Source organism: Methylobacterium sp. NPDC080182 (genome assembly GCF_050281105.1).
Classification (GTDB): Bacteria; Pseudomonadota; Alphaproteobacteria; order Rhizobiales; family Beijerinckiaceae; genus Methylobacterium.
In genome coordinates this window covers 281,698-299,857 of the sequence record NZ_JBNNWO010000001.1, presented here as the reverse complement: position 1 = coordinate 299,857, position 18,160 = coordinate 281,698, and the positions used below count along the sequence as shown (strand labels likewise).

Genomic DNA, 18,160 nt, shown 5'->3' with positions numbered 1-18,160 from the left:
GCTTCGCTCGCGATGACGGAAGGAAACCGAACCGGAATCGGAAATCAGTTCATCCGCAGGATCGCGGCGTTGAGGAGCGTCGCGAAGGCGACCCAGGCCGCGTAGGGGACGAGGAGCCACGCCGCGAGCCGGTCGAACCGCCAGGTCAGCCGGATCGTCCAGAGCACCATCACCAGCAGCATCGCGACGACGATCAGGCCGGCGCCGATCGCGTGGGCGGAGAAGAAGACCGGCGTCCAGGCGGCGTTGAGCGCGATCTGCACCACGAACGCCGCGAGGGCGAGCCACCAGCCCTGGCGGCTCGGTCCCGTGCGCGGCATGGCGCCGAGCAGGCGCCAGAGCGAGACCGCGATCATCGTGTAGAGGATCGTCCAGGCGACCGGGAACACCCAGTTCGGCGGGTTGAAGGCCGGCTTGTTCAGGCTCGCGTACCAGCCCGGGATCTCCGCCTGGGTCGACGCCGAGCCGACGGCGGCCGTGGCCGCGACGGGCAGGATCGCGGCGGCGAGGCGCAGCCAGCGCGGCAGGGGCGATCCCTCGGGGACCTGTGTGGCGGCGGTCATGATCGTCTGTCTCCACGGGGCGCGGCATGTGGCGCGGCATGTGGCGCGGCATGTGGCCCGGCATGTGGCGCGGCTTGCCGGCACCCGCGCGCCGTGGCACGCGCCCGTCTCCATCCGCCGAGAATCGCCAGATGTCACAGCCTTACGCGCCGCAGGGTCCGTCGGATACCCGGAGCGACGCCGAGCCGGAATACACGCGCCGGAGCCTCGCCGCCCAGGCCATGGGGCGGATCGAGCCGGAGACGCGGGCGGTCGTGATGCCGCTCCACGTCGCCACCACCTTCATCCGCGATCCCGACAACGGCTACAGCTCCGGCTACAGCTACGCGCGGCCGGACAACGCCACGGTGCGCGAGGCGGAGGCGGTCCTGGCGATGCTGGAGGGCGCCGCCGCCGGCGCGCTGCTGTTCGGCTCGGGGATGGCGGCGGCGACCGCTGTGTTCGGCGCGCTGGAGCCCGGCGACCACGTGGTCGCCGGCACGGTCATGTACTGGGCGCTGAAGCGCTGGCTGCGCGAGGAGGCGCCCCGGCGCGGCCTCACACTGAGTTTCGTGGACACGGACGACGCGGGTGCCCTGCGCGCCGCGATCGAGCCCGGCCGGACCAAGCTCGTCTGGATCGAGACCCCCGGCAACCCGCTCTGGACCGTTACCGACATCGCCGCGGCGGCCGAGATCGCCCACGCGGCGGGGGCGCGGCTCGCCGTCGATTCGACGGCCGCCTCACCGGTGCACACGCGCCCTCTGGAACTCGGCGCCGACATCGTGATGCACTCGGCCACCAAGATCCTGAACGGTCATTCCGACGTGGTTGCGGGCGTGCTGGCGGGGGCGCGGGCCGACGCGTTCTGGGAACGGATCCGGGGGATCCGCGCCGGCAGCGGCGGGATCCTCGGGCCGTTCGAGGCCTACCTGCTGATGCGCTCGCTCCGGACCCTGCACCTGCGGGCGGCCGCGCAGGCGGCGGGCGCCCTGCGCCTCGCCGAGCGCCTGAGCGGGCACCCGCACGTGACACGCGTCCTCTACCCGGGCCTTCCGGACGATCCCGGCCACGCGGTCGCCTGCCGGCAGATGCGGGACGGGTTCGGCTTCATGCTGTCGATCCGGGTCGCCGGCGGCGAGGCCGGCGCCATCGCCACGGCGGCGCGGGTGCGGCTCTGGAAGCGGGCGACCTCGCTCGGCGGCGTCGAGAGCCTCATCGAGCACCGCGCCTCGGTGGAAGGCCCGGGCAGCCCCTGCCCGCCGGACCTGCTGCGCCTGTCCACCGGCATCGAGGACACGGACGACCTGTACGGCGATCTCGACCAGGCCCTGCGCGGCGCCCACGCGGGCTGATCGTCGCGGGCGCTTGGTGCCGAACCGGCTCCTGGCGCGTTGTGCCGGCAGTTCCGGCGGCGCGTTCCGCCACAGATCGCGAGTCTGACGACATGACGACCCGTTCCCGCACGATGGTCCCCGGCACCTTCGCGCTGCTCATCCTGGCTCTCGCGCCGGCCTCCGCCCGGGCCGACGCGGTGCCCGATCTCGACGTCGAGCGGACCTGCCGGTCGGCTCAGGTCGCCAACACGAGCATCAGCGACAAGGCGAATTACGACGGCTGCATCCGCTCCGAGCGCGACGCCAAGAAGGAGGCCGAGCGCCACTGGAGCAGTTACACGCCCGCCGCGAAGAGCCAGTGCCAGAACCAGTTCAAGGCGGGCGGCTTCCCCTCCTACGTCGAGATGGTGACCTGCCTGGAACTGGCGTCCGGCACGGTGCCGACCCAGAGCGCCGAGGGCGGCCGCGCGGTGGGCGGGCCGGGTGCGCCGAAGGACGTCAAGGTGCAGCGGGAGGGCGGCGCCAACCTGACCAAGGAACCGCCCGCGAGCCAGCGCACGGATCCGATCCAGGTGCTGGAGAACAAGTAGGCGGCGCGGGCGCCGTCACGCGCCGCTGTCGGCCATCGTGACGGAGGGGAAGTCGACGGTCTCGCGGCCGGCGCGTTGCCGGGTGCCGGCGATGAGGGCCCGCACCGCCACGGCGACCGCGGGGCGCTCGGCGGCGCGGTGATTCTCCCCCCCCCCTCGTCCGGCATGCCAGCACGGCTTCCGACGGGGCGCGACGCGGCGCGCGGGCGTGCTATGGGCCGAGTCCTCCCCCCGCGCATCAGTCCCCGCTCCCGCCGGCCACGTGAACGCCCTCGCCATCATCGCCCCGATCTTCGGGATCGTCCTGATCGGCTGGGCCGCCGCCCTCGCGGGGCTCCTCTCCGACAAGGTCAGCGACGGGCTGTCGGAATACGTCTTCGCCGTCGCCGTCCCGGCGCTGATCATCGCCACGCTGACCAAGCCCGGGATGAGCGGGACCGTCGCGTGGTCCTACTGGGTCGCGTATTTCGGCGGCGCGGCGATCTCGTGGTCCGTCGGCACGCTGATCGCCCGGCGGCGGGCCGGGATCGAGCGCCGGGGTGCGATCCTCCACGGCTTCGCGGCGAGCCAGTCGAACACGGTGTTCGTGGGCGTCCCGATGATCCTCCAGGCCTACGGAGAGGAGGGCGCCTTCCCGCTGTTCATGCTGCTGGCCGTCCACCTGCCCCTGATGATGGGCAGCGCCACTTTCCTGATCGAGTCCGATTCCGGCCTGCCAGTCCTGGCGCGGATCCGCGGGCTCGCCCTGGTGCTGCTGCGCAACCCGATCTTCGTGGCGCTGCTGATCGGCATGGCCATGAAGGCCCTCAGCCTCGCGCCGGTCGGCATCGCCCAGTCGCTGATCGACGCCTTCGCCGGCACGGCCTCCACCTGCGCCCTGGTGGCGCTGGGCGCCGGCCTGAAGCGCTACCGGGTGCTGTTCGACCTCAAGGGCGCGCTCGTGATCGCGCTCCTGAAGAACCTCCTGCACCCGCTGGCGGTCTGGGTCCTGGCCTTCCACGTCTTCGCGATGCCGGCCGCCTACGCGGGCGTCGCGACCCTGTTCGCCGCCATGCCGGTGGGGATCAACGCCTACCTGCTGGCGGCGCGCTACCGGACCGAGACCGGCATGGTCGCGGCCTCGGTCCTGGTCTCGACGCTGCTGGCGCCGCTCACCACGCTGCTCTGGCTCATGCTCCTCGGCCGGGCGTGACGGCGGCGCCCCGGCGTCACCGCGCGCGTTGGACCGGGCGGCGCGCGGGTCTAGGGTAGGGTCAAGCGCGCGGGCCGCGAAGACCCGCGCCACCCTGCAGGCGAGGAATCTCGATGAACGCTCCGATGCGCCCTCCGGGCAGCGCCTCCCCGTCGGCCCCGGCCTCGGCCCGCTTCGTCTGGGACGATCCCTTCCTGCTGGAGGATCAGCTCACCGAGGACGAGCGGGCGATCCGCGACGTCGCCCAGAGCTTCGCGCAGGAGCAGCTGCTGCCCGGGATCGTGGAGGCCTACGCCTCCGAGAAGACCGATCCCGGCCTGTTCCGGAAGATGGGCGAGCTCGGCCTGCTCGGCGTGACCCTCCCCGAGGAGTACGGCTGCGCGGGCGCCTCCTACGTGGCCTACGGGCTCGTGGCGCGGGCGGTCGAGGCGGTGGATTCCGGCTACCGCTCGATGATGAGCGTGCAATCCTCCCTCGTGATGTACCCGATCCACGCCTACGGCTCGGAGGAGCAGCGCGAGAAGTTCCTGCCGAAGCTCGCCTCGGGCGAGTGGATCGGCTGCTTCGGCCTCACCGAGCCGGATGCCGGCTCGGACCCGGCCGGCATGAAGACCAAGGCCGAGAAGATCGACGGCGGCTACCGGATCTCCGGCGCCAAGATGTGGATCTCGAACGCCCCCTTCGCGGACGTGTTCGTGGTCTGGGCGAAGTCCGACGCGCACGAGGGCGCGATCCGCGGCTTCGTCCTCGAGAAGGGCATGAAGGGCCTGTCCGCCCCGACGCTGAAGGGCAAGCTGTCCCTGCGCGCCTCCACCACCGGCGAGATCGTCATGGAGGGCGTCGAGGTCGGCGAGGACGCGCTGCTGCCGAACGTCTCGGGGCTGAAGGGGCCGTTCGGCTGCCTCAACCGGGCGCGCTACGGCATCTCGTGGGGCGCGATGGGCGCCGCAGAGGATTGCTGGCACCGCGCCCGCACCTACACGCTGGAGCGCAAGCAGTTCGGCCGGCCCCTGGCGCAGACCCAGCTCGTCCAGAAGAAGCTCGCCGACATGCAGACCGAGATCGCGCTGGGCCTCCAGGCCTCGCTCCGGGTCGGGCGGCTGATGGACGAGGGCAAGATGGCGCCCGAGATGATCTCGCTGGTCAAGCGCAACAATTGCGGCAAGGCGCTGGACATCGCCCGCACCGCCCGCGACATGCACGGCGGCAACGGCATCATGGGCGAGTACCACGTGATGCGCCACGCCCAGAACCTCGAGACGGTGAACACCTACGAAGGCACCCACGACGTCCACGCCCTGATCCTGGGCCGGGCCCAGACGGGGCTGCAGGCGTTCTTCTGAGGCGCGGAGGACGCGCCTCCCACCGGGTCACCTCATCCTCAGGTGCGGCGCAGTCGCCTCGAAGAAGTCCCCCGAACCGCGGCGATATCGGGAGGCTTCCTCGAGACCTCCGCTGCGCTTCGGCACCTCAGGATGAGGGCGCGGGCGGGGTTCACTCCCCGCCCTCGTCCCCGGCGAGCGACCACTCGAGCACCCGGGCGAGGTGGTCGTAGGCGCCGTACCGGCTGGCGTATTGCGGGTAGGGCCGCGCCGTGTAGGCCGCCTCGCCGGTCATGAACCGGGCCACCAGCCCCCGGAGCCGCGCGGCGTGCTCGGCCACGATCTGCTCGACCCCGCGCTCCTCGCCCCGGGGCGGCTTCACCGGGATCGGGACGAAGGGCTTCCGGCCGCCCGAGGCGTGGACGTAGAGCAGGTCCGGCGTCGTCTTCACGGCCGGCAGGTCCGCGAAGGCGCCGTGCATCAGCATCGCCGCCTCCAGGGTGAGCTGAGGCGAGAACCCGGAGAAGATCATCTTGCCCGAGGGCGGCGTCCCGGTCTTGTAATCGACGATGCAGGCGGTGCCGTCCGGCCGCAGCTCGATCCGGTCGGCCCGGGCGCGCAGCGTGAAGGTCTCGCGCCCCATCGGGATCGCCCAGCGGCCGGAGACCTCCGGGTAGACCCGGGTCAGGCCGGGCCGGCGCTGGGTCTCCCAGTCCAGATAGGCCGAAGCCATGCGCTCGTAGCGCGGCCACCACTCGGCGTAGAGGTTCGGGTACTCCGCCTCGATGTCGCCGAAGGCGTTCACCGCGAAGTTCAGCAGCCGCTCCGCGGAGTCCGGCGGTAGGTCCTTGGGATGGCGACTGGCGAATTCCGCGAAGACGTCGTGCACCAGGGAGCCGCGGGTGGCGACGCCCGGCGCCGCCGCCAGCGGATCGAGCGGGTCGAGCCCGAGCACGTGGCGGGCGAAGATGCTGTAGGGATCGCGCACCAGCGTCTCGATCTCGGTGACGCTGAGCGAGCGCGGGAACAGGGCCGGGTCCGGCTTCGGTGCGGGGCGCTTCAGCCGCGGCTCCGGCGGCGCCGTGTCCAGCCGCGCGGCGAGGCCCGCGAGCCGGCGCCCCGCGTGCAGGACGGCGTCCCAGCGGGCGTCGCCCGAGAGCGCGCGCAGGCGCTGGATCAGGCGCGACGGCACGGTCGGGGCGCCCTCCCGCTTCAGCGCCCGGGTGATCACCGCGTCGCGGCAGCCGAGCGCCTGCACGAAGTCGTGGGCCATCTGCCCGATCCGCCGCTCGGGCGGGTTGAGGCCGACCCGCTCGCGCATCGGCCGGTTGAGGAACGAGTCGGTCAGCGTGCGCACCGGCCAGACGCCCTCGTCCAGCCCGCCGAGCACCACGCGGTCCACCGACAGGAGGCGCGCCTCCAGCAACCCGAGGATGCGCAGGCGCGGATGCGGCGCGTCGCCCGAGCAGGCGACTTTGCGCTCCCGGGCGAGCGACGTGAAAAAGGTGGCGTAGTCGTCGAACCGCCCCGGCATCAGGCCGGGCTCCGCCATCTCCAGGTCGTCGAACAGGGCGTCCAGGCAGGACAGGGAGCCGTCCGTCTCCTCGGGCGCGTCCTCCGGCCTCGCGATCAGCCGGTCGCACGCCGTCCGGTGCCCGGTGGCGGTGGTGACGAGATCGCAATCGCCCGCCCCGTCCGCGCCCGGGAAATCCCGGAACACCAGATCCAGCCGGTCCAGGAGGTCCGCGGCCAGTTCCCAGTCGACGTCCTTCAGGCGGCGCTTGGCCCGGGGCCGGTGCTCGGGCGGCCCGGCGCGCTCGGCGGCGAGGGCCTTGCGCAGGCCGTCGAAGCCCGGGGCCGGGACGGGGCCGCGCAGCAATCCGATCTCCAGGGCGGCCGCGCCCCGGACCACGTCGGGACGCGGCAGGCCGAGATGGACCATCGGATGGGAGAGCAGCGCGATCAGCCGGGCCGGGATCGCGTCGGCTTGATCGCGGGCGAGGTCGGCGGCGAGTTCCGCCGCGAGCCGGGCGAGCCGCCCGGCCGGGCTCACGGCCAGGGACAGCCCGGCGGAATCCTCGGCCACGATGCCCCAGCGCAGCAGCTCGACGGCGACCCGGCCGGCGAGCCCGCGGTCGGGCGTGATGAGCGCCGCAGTGGCACCGGCGGTCTGCAGGGTCTCGCGCAGCGCCAGCGCCGCGACCAGCGCCTCCTCGCGCTCGTCGGCCGCTTCGGCGAGCGCGAGCCCTTCGAGGCCGAGGCGGGCGACGGTGTCGCGCTCGGCCGGGTCGAGGGCGGCCCACGCGTCGGTGGTATCGGCCGGCCGCAGGGCCTGCGACAGGAGCGCGGCTCGGGCCACCTGGCCGGGGTCGGGCTCGCCGAGGGCGACGACCTCGGCGCGGTCGAGGTTGAGGTTCTCCGGTCCGAGCAACCGGTGCAGCACCGCCTGCGGATGGCCGTGCGCGATCACGCGGGAAAAACCCTCGCCGGTGTCGATGCCGTCCCAGCCGGCCGCGTCGAGGTCGAGATCGAGCCCGGGCAGGACCACGGCGCCGTGGGGCAGCTTGGCCACGGCGGCGATGAGCCGGGCCGTGGCGGGGACGGAGCCCAGCGAGCCGGCGACGATCACCGGGTCCGGCGTCGCGCCGCGCGACAGGCGCCGCTCCTCGGCGAGGACGAGCCCGCGGGCGCGGGCGACGGGATCGGCGAGGCCCCGCTCGGCCAGGAGCTTCGGCCAGTTCTCGGCGGCGATCTTCACGAAGTCGAGGGTCAGGCCGAAGTAGCGGGAATACTCGGCCTCGACGGCCGCGCCGATCTCCGACCAGGGCAGGCCCTCGACGGTGAGCGCGTCCATCAGGCGCTCGAGATCGCCGGCGAGCCCGACCGCGTCGGCGGGGGAGGACGGCACCAAGAACGGCACCTCGGCGTCCAGCGGCAGCAGCGTCCGGTCGACGGTCCTGGCCCAGGCCTGGACGAGGCGGGCCAGGATCAGCCGGCGCTCCAGCGGCGGCATCGGGATGCTCAGGGGGTCGGCGTTCTCCTCCAGCAGCGGCTCGGCGGCGAGGTCGAGCTCGGCCTCGTCGGCCTCGCCGAGCGGCACCATCCGCGGCAGCAGCGTCGCCTGGCCGGGCGCGTCCCGGCCGAGCCTCTCGGCCAGGATCGCGCCGAGCGCCCGGGCCGCGCGGCGGGTCGGCAGGTAGATCGTGACGGAGGCGAGCGCCAGCGGATCGTCCGCCACCGGCCCGACCAGGCGGCCGGAGAGCAGCGCCTCGGCGAGCGTCGGCAGGAACGGGACGCCGCGGGAGATGGTGAAAACGGCCTGTCGGGCGGGCATGGCTGGGCTTCTACGCCTGCGCCGGGGCGGCGGACAGGGGACGATGGGCCGCTGGGGAACGATCGCGCGGCTTCCCTCCCCGCATCGGAGGAGTTCGGTCGCGCTCCGCCGCTGACCTCAGCCCTTCGCCCTCGCGGCGGCGCCGTAGCCGGCGCGGCGGCCGAACACGACGCCGGAGGTCAGCCCCGAGCCGCCGGGATAGCCGTTGAAGAACACGCCACCGACCATCTCGCCGCAGGCGTAGAGGCCGGGAATCGCGCCGCCGTCCGCGCGCTTCACGCCGCCGTCGTCGCCGACCTCGACGCCGCCGTAGGTGAAGGTGATGCCGCCCGTGACCGGGTAGGCCTTGAACGGCCCGGTCTCGATCCTCTGCGCCCAGTTCGACTTCGGCAGGGCGAGCCCCTTCGTGCCGCGCCCGTCCTTCACGGTCGGGTCGAAGGGCACGCTCTCGTCCACGGCGGCGTTGAACGCCGCGATGGTCCGCCGCGCCGCCGCGCGGTCGATGCCCTCGAGCTTGTCGAGGAGCCCGTCCAGGGTGTCGGCCTCGATGAAGTGCGCGTCGTGGAACCGGTACTCGCTGTAGAGCAGGTGATCGACCTTGGCGTCGAAGATCTGCCACGCCACGTGCCCGGGCTGCTCCATGATCGAGCGGCCGAACTGGGCGTAGGTGTAGTTGCGGAAATTCTTGCCCTCGTCGACGAACCGCTCGCCGTTGGCGTTCAGCATGAGGCCCAGGAAGTAGCAGATCTTCCGGTAGTGCTTGCGCTCGCCGTGCGGCAGCTCGAGGTTACCGTAATCGGGGGTGTGCAGGTCCATCGGCGTGGCGTGGCAGCCACCGTAGAAGCCGTGGGCCTTCGCGCCGAGGTCGAGCGCCATCTGCAGCCCGTCGCCCTGGTTGTGGGGTGTGCCGCGCACCCGGGCCTTGTCCCAGCCCTCGCCGATGAAGCGTGTCCGGAGGGCGGCGTTCGCCTCGAAGCCGCCGCAGGCCAGCACCACGGACGTCGCCCGGACCGGACCCTGCGGCGTCTCCACGCCGACGACGCGCCCGTCCTCCACGATCAGGCCCCGGGCCGGGCAGCCGTAGCGGATCTCGCCGCCGGCCCGAGTGAAGGCCTCCAGCTCGGCCCGGGCGAGGCCGAAGCCCTCGTCGTGGGTGGCGAGCGTCAGGCCGCCCCAGAACACGAAGCGCCCGTCCTTCTCGAACGATTGACGGGAGTAGATCGGCTCGAACTTCACCCCCTGCGTCGCCAGCCAGCGCAGGGCCGCGCCGCTCTCGTCGATCAGGATGCGCTGCTCGCGCGAGAGCGGCCGCCCGTCGTTGAAGCCGAGCAGGTCCGCCTCGAATTTCTGTGCCGTGTAGGCACCGAAATCGGTCCGCGGCAGGCGCGGGTCCTCGGGATCGACCAGCAGCGGGATCAGGTCGTCGTTGCCCGCGTAGACGAAGCGCATGGCCCCGGCCGTGTAGGCGGTGTTGCCGCCGGCGAGGTCCCGCTCGGCCTTCTCGATCATCAGCACCGAGGCGCCGCGCTCCAGGGCGGCGAGACCGGCGCTCATGGCGGCGTTGCCCGAGCCAACGACGATCACATCCCACGGCGCATCGTCCGGACGCTGCATGCCTGCCTCCTCTCCAACAGCTGCTCTCGGAGCATTGTATACGTTTGCATGCAATTCTTCGCAAGCGTTTCAGGCGTCACGCTTTCGCGCTATGGCCGAGCCGAGGAGAGCCGGACATGAAGGCCAGCGAAGCGGAGCGCTCCAGCGGCGTCGGCGCCTATGAGCGGCTGCTGCGGGCGATCGAGGAGGGCGAGCTCGCGCCCGGCAGCCGCCTGCGCGAGGCGGAGCTCGCCGAGCGGTTCCAGATCAGCCGCACGCCGGTCCGCGAGGCGCTCGGCCGGCTGGAGGCGCAGGGCCTCGTCGCCCACGAGCCGCACCGGGGCGCCAGCGTGGCGCAGCTCGACTACGGGCAGGTGAGCGAGCTCTACGACCTGCGCGAGGTGCTGGAGGGGACGGCCGCGCGCCTCGCGGCGATCCACGCCAGCACGGTCGAGACCGAGATCCTGGAGGAGATGGTCGCCCGGGACCGGACGCTGCTCGGCGACGCGCCCGCGCTGGCACGGACCAACCGGCTGTTCCACCGCCAGATCCACGGGGCGGCGCGCAACCGCTTCCTGCAGGGCACGCTGGAGACGATGCGCCTGTCCCTGGTGCTGCTCCCGGGCGCCACCACGCTGGCGGCACCCGACCGCGCCGCGGAATCGCTCGCCGAGCACGCGGCGATCGTGGCGGCGATCCGGGCCCACGACGGGGATGCCGCCGAGGCCGCGGCCCGGGCCCATATCCGCGCTGCCTTCAAGGCGCGGATCCGGATCTGGCAGGAGAGCTGAGGGCCCCCCGACCCTCAGGCGTGGGCCGGCACGCGCTCCAGACCGGGCCGGCCGCGGAACAGGGCGAGCGTCGCGACCATGCCGCAGGCGGCCGCCGCCATCAGCCAGTAGCTCGGCGCCGCCCGGTCGCCGGTCTTCTCGATCAGGAAGGTCGAGACCATGGGCGTCGCCGTGCCGAACAGCGCGGTGGCGAGGCTGTAGGCCAGCGAGAAGCCGCTGGCGCGGACATGGGCCGGCACGACTTCCGAGAGCGAGACCACCATCGCGCCGTTGTAGACTCCGAAGAAGAACGAGAACCACAGCTCGACGGCGAGCATCTTGCCGAAGGTCGGGTCGGCCACGAGCCAGTGCAGCGCCGGGTAGGTCGTCAGCAGCGACAGGGTCGAGATCGTCAGCAGCACCGGCTTGCGGCCGATGGCGTCCGACAGGGCTCCGCCCACGGGCAGCCAGACGAAGTTGGTGATCGCCACGAACAGCGTCACGATCAGGCTGTCGGTCTCGGTGAGCTTGAGGACGTTCTTGCCGAAAGTCGGGGTGTAGACGGTGATCATGTAGAACGTCACCGTCGTCATCGTGGTCAGCATCATGCCGAGCAGCACGATCCGCCAGTTGGCGGCCACCGTGGTCAGGATCTCGCGGGTGGTCGGGTGGCGGGTCCGCTTGGCGAATTCCTGCGTCTCCTGGAGCGACCGCCTGATGAAGAAGATGAACGGCACGATCAGGCAGCCAATGAAGAACGGGATGCGCCAGCCGAAATCGCCGAGCTGCTGCTTGGTCAGGAACGCGTTCAGCCCGTAGCCGATCAGGGCGGCGAACATGATCGCCACCTGCTGACTCGCCGACTGGAACGACGTGTAGAAGCCGCGCCGGCCCGGCGTGGCGATCTCGAACAGGTAGATGGAGACGCCGCCGATCTCGACGCCCGCTGAGAAGCCCTGCAGCAGGCGCCCGGCCAGCACGATCAGCGGGGCCGCGACCCCGATCGTGTCGTAGCTCGGGCAGAAGGCGATGAGCACCGTGCCGCTCGCCATGATGGCGAGGGTGATGATCAGGCCCTTCCGGCGGCCGATCCGGTCGATATAGGCGCCGAGCACGATCGCCCCGAGCGGCCGCATCAGCGCCCCGAGCCAGAAGGTGCCGAAGGTCAGGAGCAGCTCGGTGGTCTCGTTGCCCGAGGGGAAGAACGCCCGCGCGATGTAGGTGGCGTAGAACCCGAACAGGAAGAAGTCGAACATTTCCAGGAAGTTGCCGCTCGTCGAGCGGAGGATCGCGCCGATCCGCGACTTGAGCGTGGCCCCGACGGCCCCGGGATCACCGGCCATGACGACGTCCTTTCCGGGTGCCCGTCAGGCACCGATCCACTTCATGGCGACGATCGTGCCGGTCACCGTCAGCGCGCCGCCGATGCGGGTGGCGATCTGCGCGAAGGGCATCAGGGCCATGCGGTTCGCCGCCGTGAGGATCGCCACGTCGCCGGTGCCGCCCTGGCCGCTGTGGCAGGCGTTCACGATGGCGGTCTCGATCGGATACATGCCGAGCCAGCGGCCGACGAAGAAGCCGACCGTCATCAGCGTCACGACGGTCGACACGATCGTGATCAGGTTCACCAGAGTGAAGGCCGCCATCAGCTCGTGCCAGGGCGTCAGCGCGACGCCGATGGCGAAGAGCAGCGGGTAGGTCATCGAGACCTGGACGAACTTGTAGACCACGAAGCCGCCGGCCTGGAGATGGGGCGACACCGCGCTGGCGAGCTTCGCCAGGACGGCGAGGAACAGCATCGCCACCGGCGCCGGCAGGCCGACGAGGTGGTGGGCCATGACGCCGAGCAGGTAGAGGGTGATCGCCGTGAGCCCGGCCGCACCGATCGTGGCGGGGTCGATCTGGCCCTTCGCCGCCTCGGCCTTGGCCTGGGCGTCGCTCGACTTGATGCCGTCCGAGTCGGGCTGGAGGCGGCCCTCGCCGGTGAGGTGCGGGTAGCGCTTGCCGACGGAGTTGAGCGTGCCCGACAGGATGATCGCGGTCAGGGAGCCCAGCATCACCGGCGGCAGCACCTGGGCGAAGACCACGCCCTGCTGAATCCCCAGGATCGCCGCGTAGCCGATGGAGAGCGGGATCGCCCCCTCGCCGACGCCGCCCGCCATGATCGGCACGACGATGAAGAAGAAGGTCTTGTAGGGGCCGAGGCCGAGGAGCGTGCCGACCAGCGTGCCGACCAGGGCCGCCGCCACCGAGCCGAGGGCGAGCGGCGCGAAGATCTTGAGGAAGCCCTTGATCAGGACCTCGCGGTCCATCCCGAGGATCGAGCCGACGATGATCGTGGCGATGTAGATGTAGAGGAAGTTGGTGAACTTGGTGAAATCGGTGATCGCCTTGACCATCTGCGGCGGCACCAGGGCGTAGTAGACCAGCGCCGAGGGGATGAAGGTCGCGAAGATGGCCCCGGCGCCGATGTTCTTCAGGATCGGGATCCGCTTGCCGATCTCCGCGCAGGTGAAGCCGCCCATCACCAGCACGGCGATCATGGTCGGCCCGTCGGGCTTGATCTCGCCCTCCTGGACCAGGACGGTGAGGAGGATCGCCAGCACGACGAAGATCGGGAGCGGTATGATGCCGATCTTGAAGTCGATCAGCCGCCACCAGACGTCCGGCCAGAACCGGGCCGCGCGCCCGTCCTCGGCCCGGCCCTCCGCCGGCGACGGGATCGGGCTCGGTGAAACGGTGCTGGTCATGGCGTCCCCCCGGATCTCTGACCGCTCGCGGGCCGCTTCGCCGCGCCCTCGCGACCGCGCGCCGGGCCGCGATCCATCGGGTCGCGCACGATCTGCGGCGATAAAGTGACATCCGGCGTATCAGCGCGGATGAAGGGCGGCAACGCGATCCAGGGAACAAAGGACGCGACCTGTCCCGTCGGCCGCGATTAAGATCCCGTCTCCGTCGTGATCACAGCTCAGAGAATTGGCCAAGCGGCCGACCGGGCCATGACGGCATCGGCCGGGGAAAGGCGACGGGACCGAGGCCCCGCCGCCGGGATCGTCGATCAGAAGTCGCGCTGGACGCGGAAGCGGACCTGCGAGACCGAGTCCTGCGTCACGGTGCGCGGTACGAACGTGCCGCTGTTGATGCCGGCGACGTTGGCATAGGCGGTGAGACTCTTGTCGGAGTCGATCGCGCGACCGTGCTTCACGCCGATCTGGGTGTAGAAGGCCTCGACGCCGATATCGAGGTCGCGCACGGGCGACCAGATGATGCTGCCGCCCGCGACGAACTGATAGGTGTCGCGCAGCGCTTGGCTCAACTGGTAGAAGCGGGTTCCGGGCGCGCCGACCGCGTTGGAGCCGAGATTGGCGGCGCCGTTGAAGCTCAGGACGTTGTAGAGCGCGCCCTGGGCGAGGCGCGCGTTGCGGGAGAAGTCCTGCTCTCCGTAGGCGCCGAAGACCGCCGAGCGCCATTCCGGCGTCCAGTAATGCAGGAACGACGCGACCGCCGAGAAGGATTGCGATGTCTGCAACTGGCCGGTGAAGGGGTTGACCGTCGCGTCCGAGTAGCTCTGGTAGATCTTCTGGCCCTGGAAGCCGTTGTTGAGCTGCGTGTAGCAGCCGGTGAAGGCGCAGTATCCCGTATACATCTGCGCGCCGTCGGCGTAGGCGCTCTGGAGATAGAGGGCGTCCCCCGGCGCGACGAAGGGGGCGTTGATCTTCAGGCCGCCCTGCACCGCCCAGCCCTCGACGCTCCTGGTGTGCGCGACGCTGACATTGGCGCCCGCCGCGGGCGTCGCCGCGATGTTGCCGACGTTCAGCTCGTGAACCGCGGCGGAGAGCTGTGCCGAGCCCCAGCCCTGATCGACGCGCAGGACGCCGACGACATCGGGCAGCCGCTCGCGCTGGATGCTGTCGACGCCGCTGACCCCGATCGGTGCGCCTCTGAAGTAGCCGACGAAGACCGGGCTGACCGGCGACGCGGTGCCGGCCGGCGCGTAGATCGGGCTGCGCCGGAAGACCGGGTCCTCGACCGACAGCGTGGCCGACAGCCCAGCGCCGGCCGTCACCGTGTAGGCGAGGAGGTTGGTGGAGGAGACGTCCGAGCCCGCGGTCGCGCCGTAGATCTCGAAGTCGTGGGCGTAGAAGTCGAAGAACGACGAGGCGCGACCGGCGGTCAGGCCGGCGAACTGGATGAACGCCTTGTCGACGTTCATGAACTGCTGCGCATGCCCGGCCTGGTCGACGCCGGTGGCGTCGTAGGCCTGCCCGATGCGCGCCTGCGTCCCCGAGCGCGCGTAGCCGGTGCGGGATCCGGCATCGAGGCGGACGAAGGCGCGCAGGGTGCCGTAAGCGGTCTGCGTGCGGGCATCGAGGTTGATGCGCAGACGCGCCTGATAGCCCGCGCTGTCGCCGGCGTTGGTGCCGGCCTGCCGCGTCGACGCCGTCATGTACCCGCCCTCGTACCGGGCGCGGCCCGAGATGCGCAGGCAGGTGTCGGTGCCGGGGATGTAGAAGAAGCCGGCGCCGTACGCGCCGCAGACGCGGACGTACTCGACCGGGACAGCCTTCTTGACCGGCAGGTCGGCGGCGTGCGCAGCGCCCATTGTCGCGAACGCGGCGGCAGTCGCCAGCAGCGATGATCTCAGTAATGTCATCGATGTCTCCGGAATTTGAAGCTCAATTCTCGCAAACGGATGAGCAAGACCGGACACACCAAATATAATCCACGATTTATTCGCAGATCATTGGCATGTTCTCACTCGCCACGGCGGTTTTGAGGCCCATCTGCCCGGCGACGATGTGCAGCGGCCCCACCGCGCGCAACAAAGATTCAGATTTATCTTCAATCTTGCAGATGAACGTTGCGCGTACGCAACAAAATGTTATCCAATAATGCAAAATCGGAGATAATTACTCAGTATATCTATATATTATCAGGTTAGCCGAACGGATGAAATATTGCTAAAACCGGCTCGTTCGAACGACCAGCACCAATCAAGAGGCGATGGCCTGGAAGTCAACTCGGAGCTGTCGTGCGGGCCGTCTCTGACCGGACAGGCGTAGCGGATGCAGTCAGAACCGCCTCGGTGCCCCGCGAACGGCACGCGGTCGCCGGCAAGCGATTCGACGCGCGGGTCCTGCCCGCCCGACGCGTCGGCCGGAGGCTCGGCGCATTTGCGGGATGGCACGTGTCGCACGGCGCGGCGGCGTTTGCCCGGCTCGATGGACGCGGCGCGCGCCCGGAAAGCGGGTCCGAACGAACGATGGCGCGCACCGGCGGCGCCCTGCGCGCGGGGCGGCGCATCGCCGGACCCTATCATGGGTCGGTCAACGGACCCGCCGGGAGCGGGCGGGATCGCGGCGCGCACCGCACGGAGTCGCGTGGCCGACCGCGCGCTGGCGGCCGGAGGCGCTACGGATCCAGAGCGACCCGGCAGAACGAAAAAGGCCCGGCCGAAGCCGAGCCTTGAGGTTCCTGAAGCACGGGGACCGGCGCGGAGGCCGAGGCCCCGGCGCCGGTGGAGTGGCTTAGAAGTCGCGCTGGACGCGGAAGCGGAAGGTGGACACGCTGTCCGCCGTCGTGGTCCGCGGCACGAAGGTGCCGTTGTTGATGCCGGCGACGTTCGCGTAGGCCGTCGGGCTCTTGTCGCGGTCGATCACGCGGCCGTTCTTGACGCCGATCTGGGTGTAGAAGCCCTCGACACCGATATCGAGGTCCTTGACCGGCGACCAGATGATGCTGCCGCCGGCCACGAACTGGTAGGTGTCGCGCAGCGCCTCGCTGAGCTGGTAGAACCGGCTGCCCGGCACGCCGACGCCGTTCACGCCGAAGGAGTTGCCACCGGTGTTGTTCGCCAGCGCGAAGGCCGCGCCCTGGGCCAGACGGGCGCCGCTGCCGTAGCTCATCTCACCGTACGACCCGAAGAAGGCCGAGCGCCACTCCGGCGACCAGTAGTGGAGGTACGAGGCCGTCGCGGTGAAGCTCGTCGACTGCTCCAGCTGACCCGTGAACGGGTTGAGCGTGGCGTCGTTGATGTACTGCGCGAACTTCTGGCCCTGGATGGTGGCCGGGTTCTGCGAGTAGCAGCCGCTGAACGCGCAGTAGCCGGTGTACATCTGGGCACCGGAGCCGTAGGCGCCCTGCAGGTAGAGGGCGTCGCCCGGCGCGATGAACGGCGTGTTGATCTTCAGGCCGCCCTGCACCGCCCAGCCGTACGAGTTGCTGGCGTGCGGGATGCTGATGTTCGAGCCGGTGCCGGTGCCGGCGCCGTTCGCGACGTTGCCGACGTTCAGCTCGTGGACGGCGGCCGAGACCTGAGCCGAACCCCAGGCCTGGTCGAGGCGCAGGGCGCCGACGAAGTCGGGCATGCGCGAGCGCTGGATCACGTCGACGAAGCTGTACCGGGTCGGCACGCCGTTGGTGTAGCCGATGAACACCTCGGCCGGCGACTGAGACTGCGCGAAGTTGGCGAGGTTGGCGTTGACCGTCACGCCGCCCGGGTTGTTGGTCTGCGAGAAGATCACGCTGCGGCGGAAGACCGGGTCTTCGGCCGAGATCGTGGCGGACAGGCCGTTGCCGAGCGTGGCCGTGTAGGCGAGCAGGTTGGTCGAGGCGATGTCGGAGCCGAGCGTGGCGCCGGCGAACTCGAAGTCGTGGGCGTAGAAGTCGAAGAACGACGAGGCGCGACCGGCGGTCATGCCGGCGAACTGGATGAAGGCCTTGTCGACGTTGACGAACTGCTGGGCGCGGCCGAACTGGTCGATGCCGAGGCCCGGGAAGGCCTGGCCGATGCGCTGCTGGGTGCCGGAGGTGCCGACGCCGGAGTAGCCGGTGCGGGAGCCGGCATCGAGGCGGACGAAGGCGCGCAGGGTGCCGTAGGCGGTCTGGGTGCGGGCATCGAGGTTGATGCGCATCCGGCCCTGGTAGCCCGACGTGTCGCCGTTGCTACCCTGCCGCGAGTAGCTGGTCATGTAGCCGCCCTCGAACCGGGCGCGGCCGGAGAGACGCAGGCAGGTGTCGGTGCCGGGGATGTAGAAGAAGCCGGCGCCGTAGGCGCCGCAGACGCGAACGTACTCGATCGGGACCGCCTTCTTGACCGGGAGGTCGGCGGCGTGGGCTGCGCCTACCGCCGCGAACGCAGCAGCAGACCCGAGCAATGAGCTCTTCAAGAGCTTCATAGACATCTCCAAAGCTTCGAGACCCAATGATGCGGACCTGCCCGGTTATCCGGGTCTAGCCGCACGTTCTGTAGGTTTGGCCTGCGTCTTAGGTGGCAGGCTCCTGCGGGCTCTCGCTTGGCGATGCCCCCGTGCACGATCACCATGTGCGAACGGGTTTCCGCGAGCAACGAGGATTCGCGGCTGCCTTGGCAGTTCCAGCGCGATGTTGCGGCCTGGCAACATTCTCGGGGCGCTTTAGTCGGCAACGGTCCGCCGAATGTGCACGAATGCTGTCCTGAGCGGCTGAGCTGCCGCGCCGA

12 protein-coding genes are annotated in these 18,160 nt (G+C 70.7%); 5 read left to right on the top strand and 7 right to left on the bottom strand.

The window, feature by feature from the left end; genetic code table 11:
* Window positions 1–44: 44 nt before the first annotated feature.
* Complete coding sequence (locus ACQKQD_RS01510; RefSeq protein WP_331299422.1) at window positions 45–563, bottom strand: TspO/MBR family protein; 519 nt, start codon at window positions 561–563, stop codon at window positions 45–47.
* 131 nt (window positions 564–694) lie between these two features.
* On the opposite strand from ACQKQD_RS01510, the gene ACQKQD_RS01505 reads away from it, so the two are divergent.
* From ACQKQD_RS01505 to ACQKQD_RS01490, 4 genes are all read left to right on the top strand, one after another.
* On the top strand, window positions 695–1,897 hold the full coding sequence (locus tag ACQKQD_RS01505; RefSeq protein WP_427507297.1) for a trans-sulfuration enzyme family protein: 1,203 nt from the start codon (window positions 695–697) through the stop codon (window positions 1,895–1,897).
* A gap of 92 nt (window positions 1,898–1,989) precedes the next feature.
* The gene (locus tag ACQKQD_RS01500; RefSeq protein WP_056531494.1) at window positions 1,990–2,469 is read left to right on the top strand and encodes a hypothetical protein; all 480 of its coding nucleotides are present in this window, start codon (window positions 1,990–1,992) and stop codon (window positions 2,467–2,469) included.
* Between the two features lie 262 nt (window positions 2,470–2,731).
* Window positions 2,732–3,661, top strand: coding sequence for an AEC family transporter (locus ACQKQD_RS01495; protein ID WP_427507296.1), 930 nt, complete (start codon window positions 2,732–2,734; stop codon window positions 3,659–3,661).
* A 113-nt stretch (window positions 3,662–3,774) separates the two neighbouring features.
* Entirely contained in the window at window positions 3,775–5,004 is a 1,230-nt protein-coding gene (locus ACQKQD_RS01490; RefSeq protein WP_100250576.1) for an acyl-CoA dehydrogenase, read from the top strand.
* A 151-nt stretch (window positions 5,005–5,155) separates the two neighbouring features.
* Here ACQKQD_RS01490 and addB read toward each other — a convergent pair whose 3' ends face one another.
* Both addB and tcuA read right to left on the bottom strand, forming a co-directional pair.
* Window positions 5,156–8,317: a double-strand break repair protein AddB gene (gene addB / locus ACQKQD_RS01485; RefSeq protein WP_427507295.1), complete on the bottom strand. Its 3,162-nt coding sequence runs from the start codon at window positions 8,315–8,317 to the stop codon at window positions 5,156–5,158.
* A 117-nt stretch (window positions 8,318–8,434) separates the two neighbouring features.
* Window positions 8,435–9,931, bottom strand: coding sequence for an FAD-dependent tricarballylate dehydrogenase TcuA (tcuA, locus tag ACQKQD_RS01480; RefSeq protein WP_427507294.1), 1,497 nt, complete (start codon window positions 9,929–9,931; stop codon window positions 8,435–8,437).
* A gap of 116 nt (window positions 9,932–10,047) precedes the next feature.
* Between tcuA and ACQKQD_RS01475 the strand changes: the two genes are divergently transcribed.
* Entirely contained in the window at window positions 10,048–10,701 is a 654-nt protein-coding gene (locus ACQKQD_RS01475) for a GntR family transcriptional regulator (protein WP_427507293.1), read from the top strand.
* Between the two features lie 14 nt (window positions 10,702–10,715).
* Here ACQKQD_RS01475 and ACQKQD_RS01470 read toward each other — a convergent pair whose 3' ends face one another.
* The 4 genes from ACQKQD_RS01470 to ACQKQD_RS01455 all read right to left on the bottom strand — a co-directional run bounded on the left by ACQKQD_RS01470 (window position 10,716) and on the right by ACQKQD_RS01455 (window position 17,858).
* The gene (locus ACQKQD_RS01470) at window positions 10,716–12,023 is read right to left on the bottom strand and encodes an MFS transporter (RefSeq protein WP_103984672.1); all 1,308 of its coding nucleotides are present in this window, start codon (window positions 12,021–12,023) and stop codon (window positions 10,716–10,718) included.
* A 24-nt stretch (window positions 12,024–12,047) separates the two neighbouring features.
* Entirely contained in the window at window positions 12,048–13,430 is a 1,383-nt protein-coding gene (locus tag ACQKQD_RS01465) for a 2-hydroxycarboxylate transporter family protein (RefSeq protein ID WP_427507292.1), read from the bottom strand.
* 308 nt (window positions 13,431–13,738) lie between these two features.
* The gene (locus ACQKQD_RS01460; protein ID WP_427507291.1) at window positions 13,739–15,334 is read right to left on the bottom strand and encodes a porin; all 1,596 of its coding nucleotides are present in this window, start codon (window positions 15,332–15,334) and stop codon (window positions 13,739–13,741) included.
* Between the two features lie 874 nt (window positions 15,335–16,208).
* Complete coding sequence (locus ACQKQD_RS01455) at window positions 16,209–17,858, bottom strand: porin (protein WP_132368113.1); 1,650 nt, start codon at window positions 17,856–17,858, stop codon at window positions 16,209–16,211.
* Window positions 17,859–18,160 lie beyond the last annotated feature (302 nt).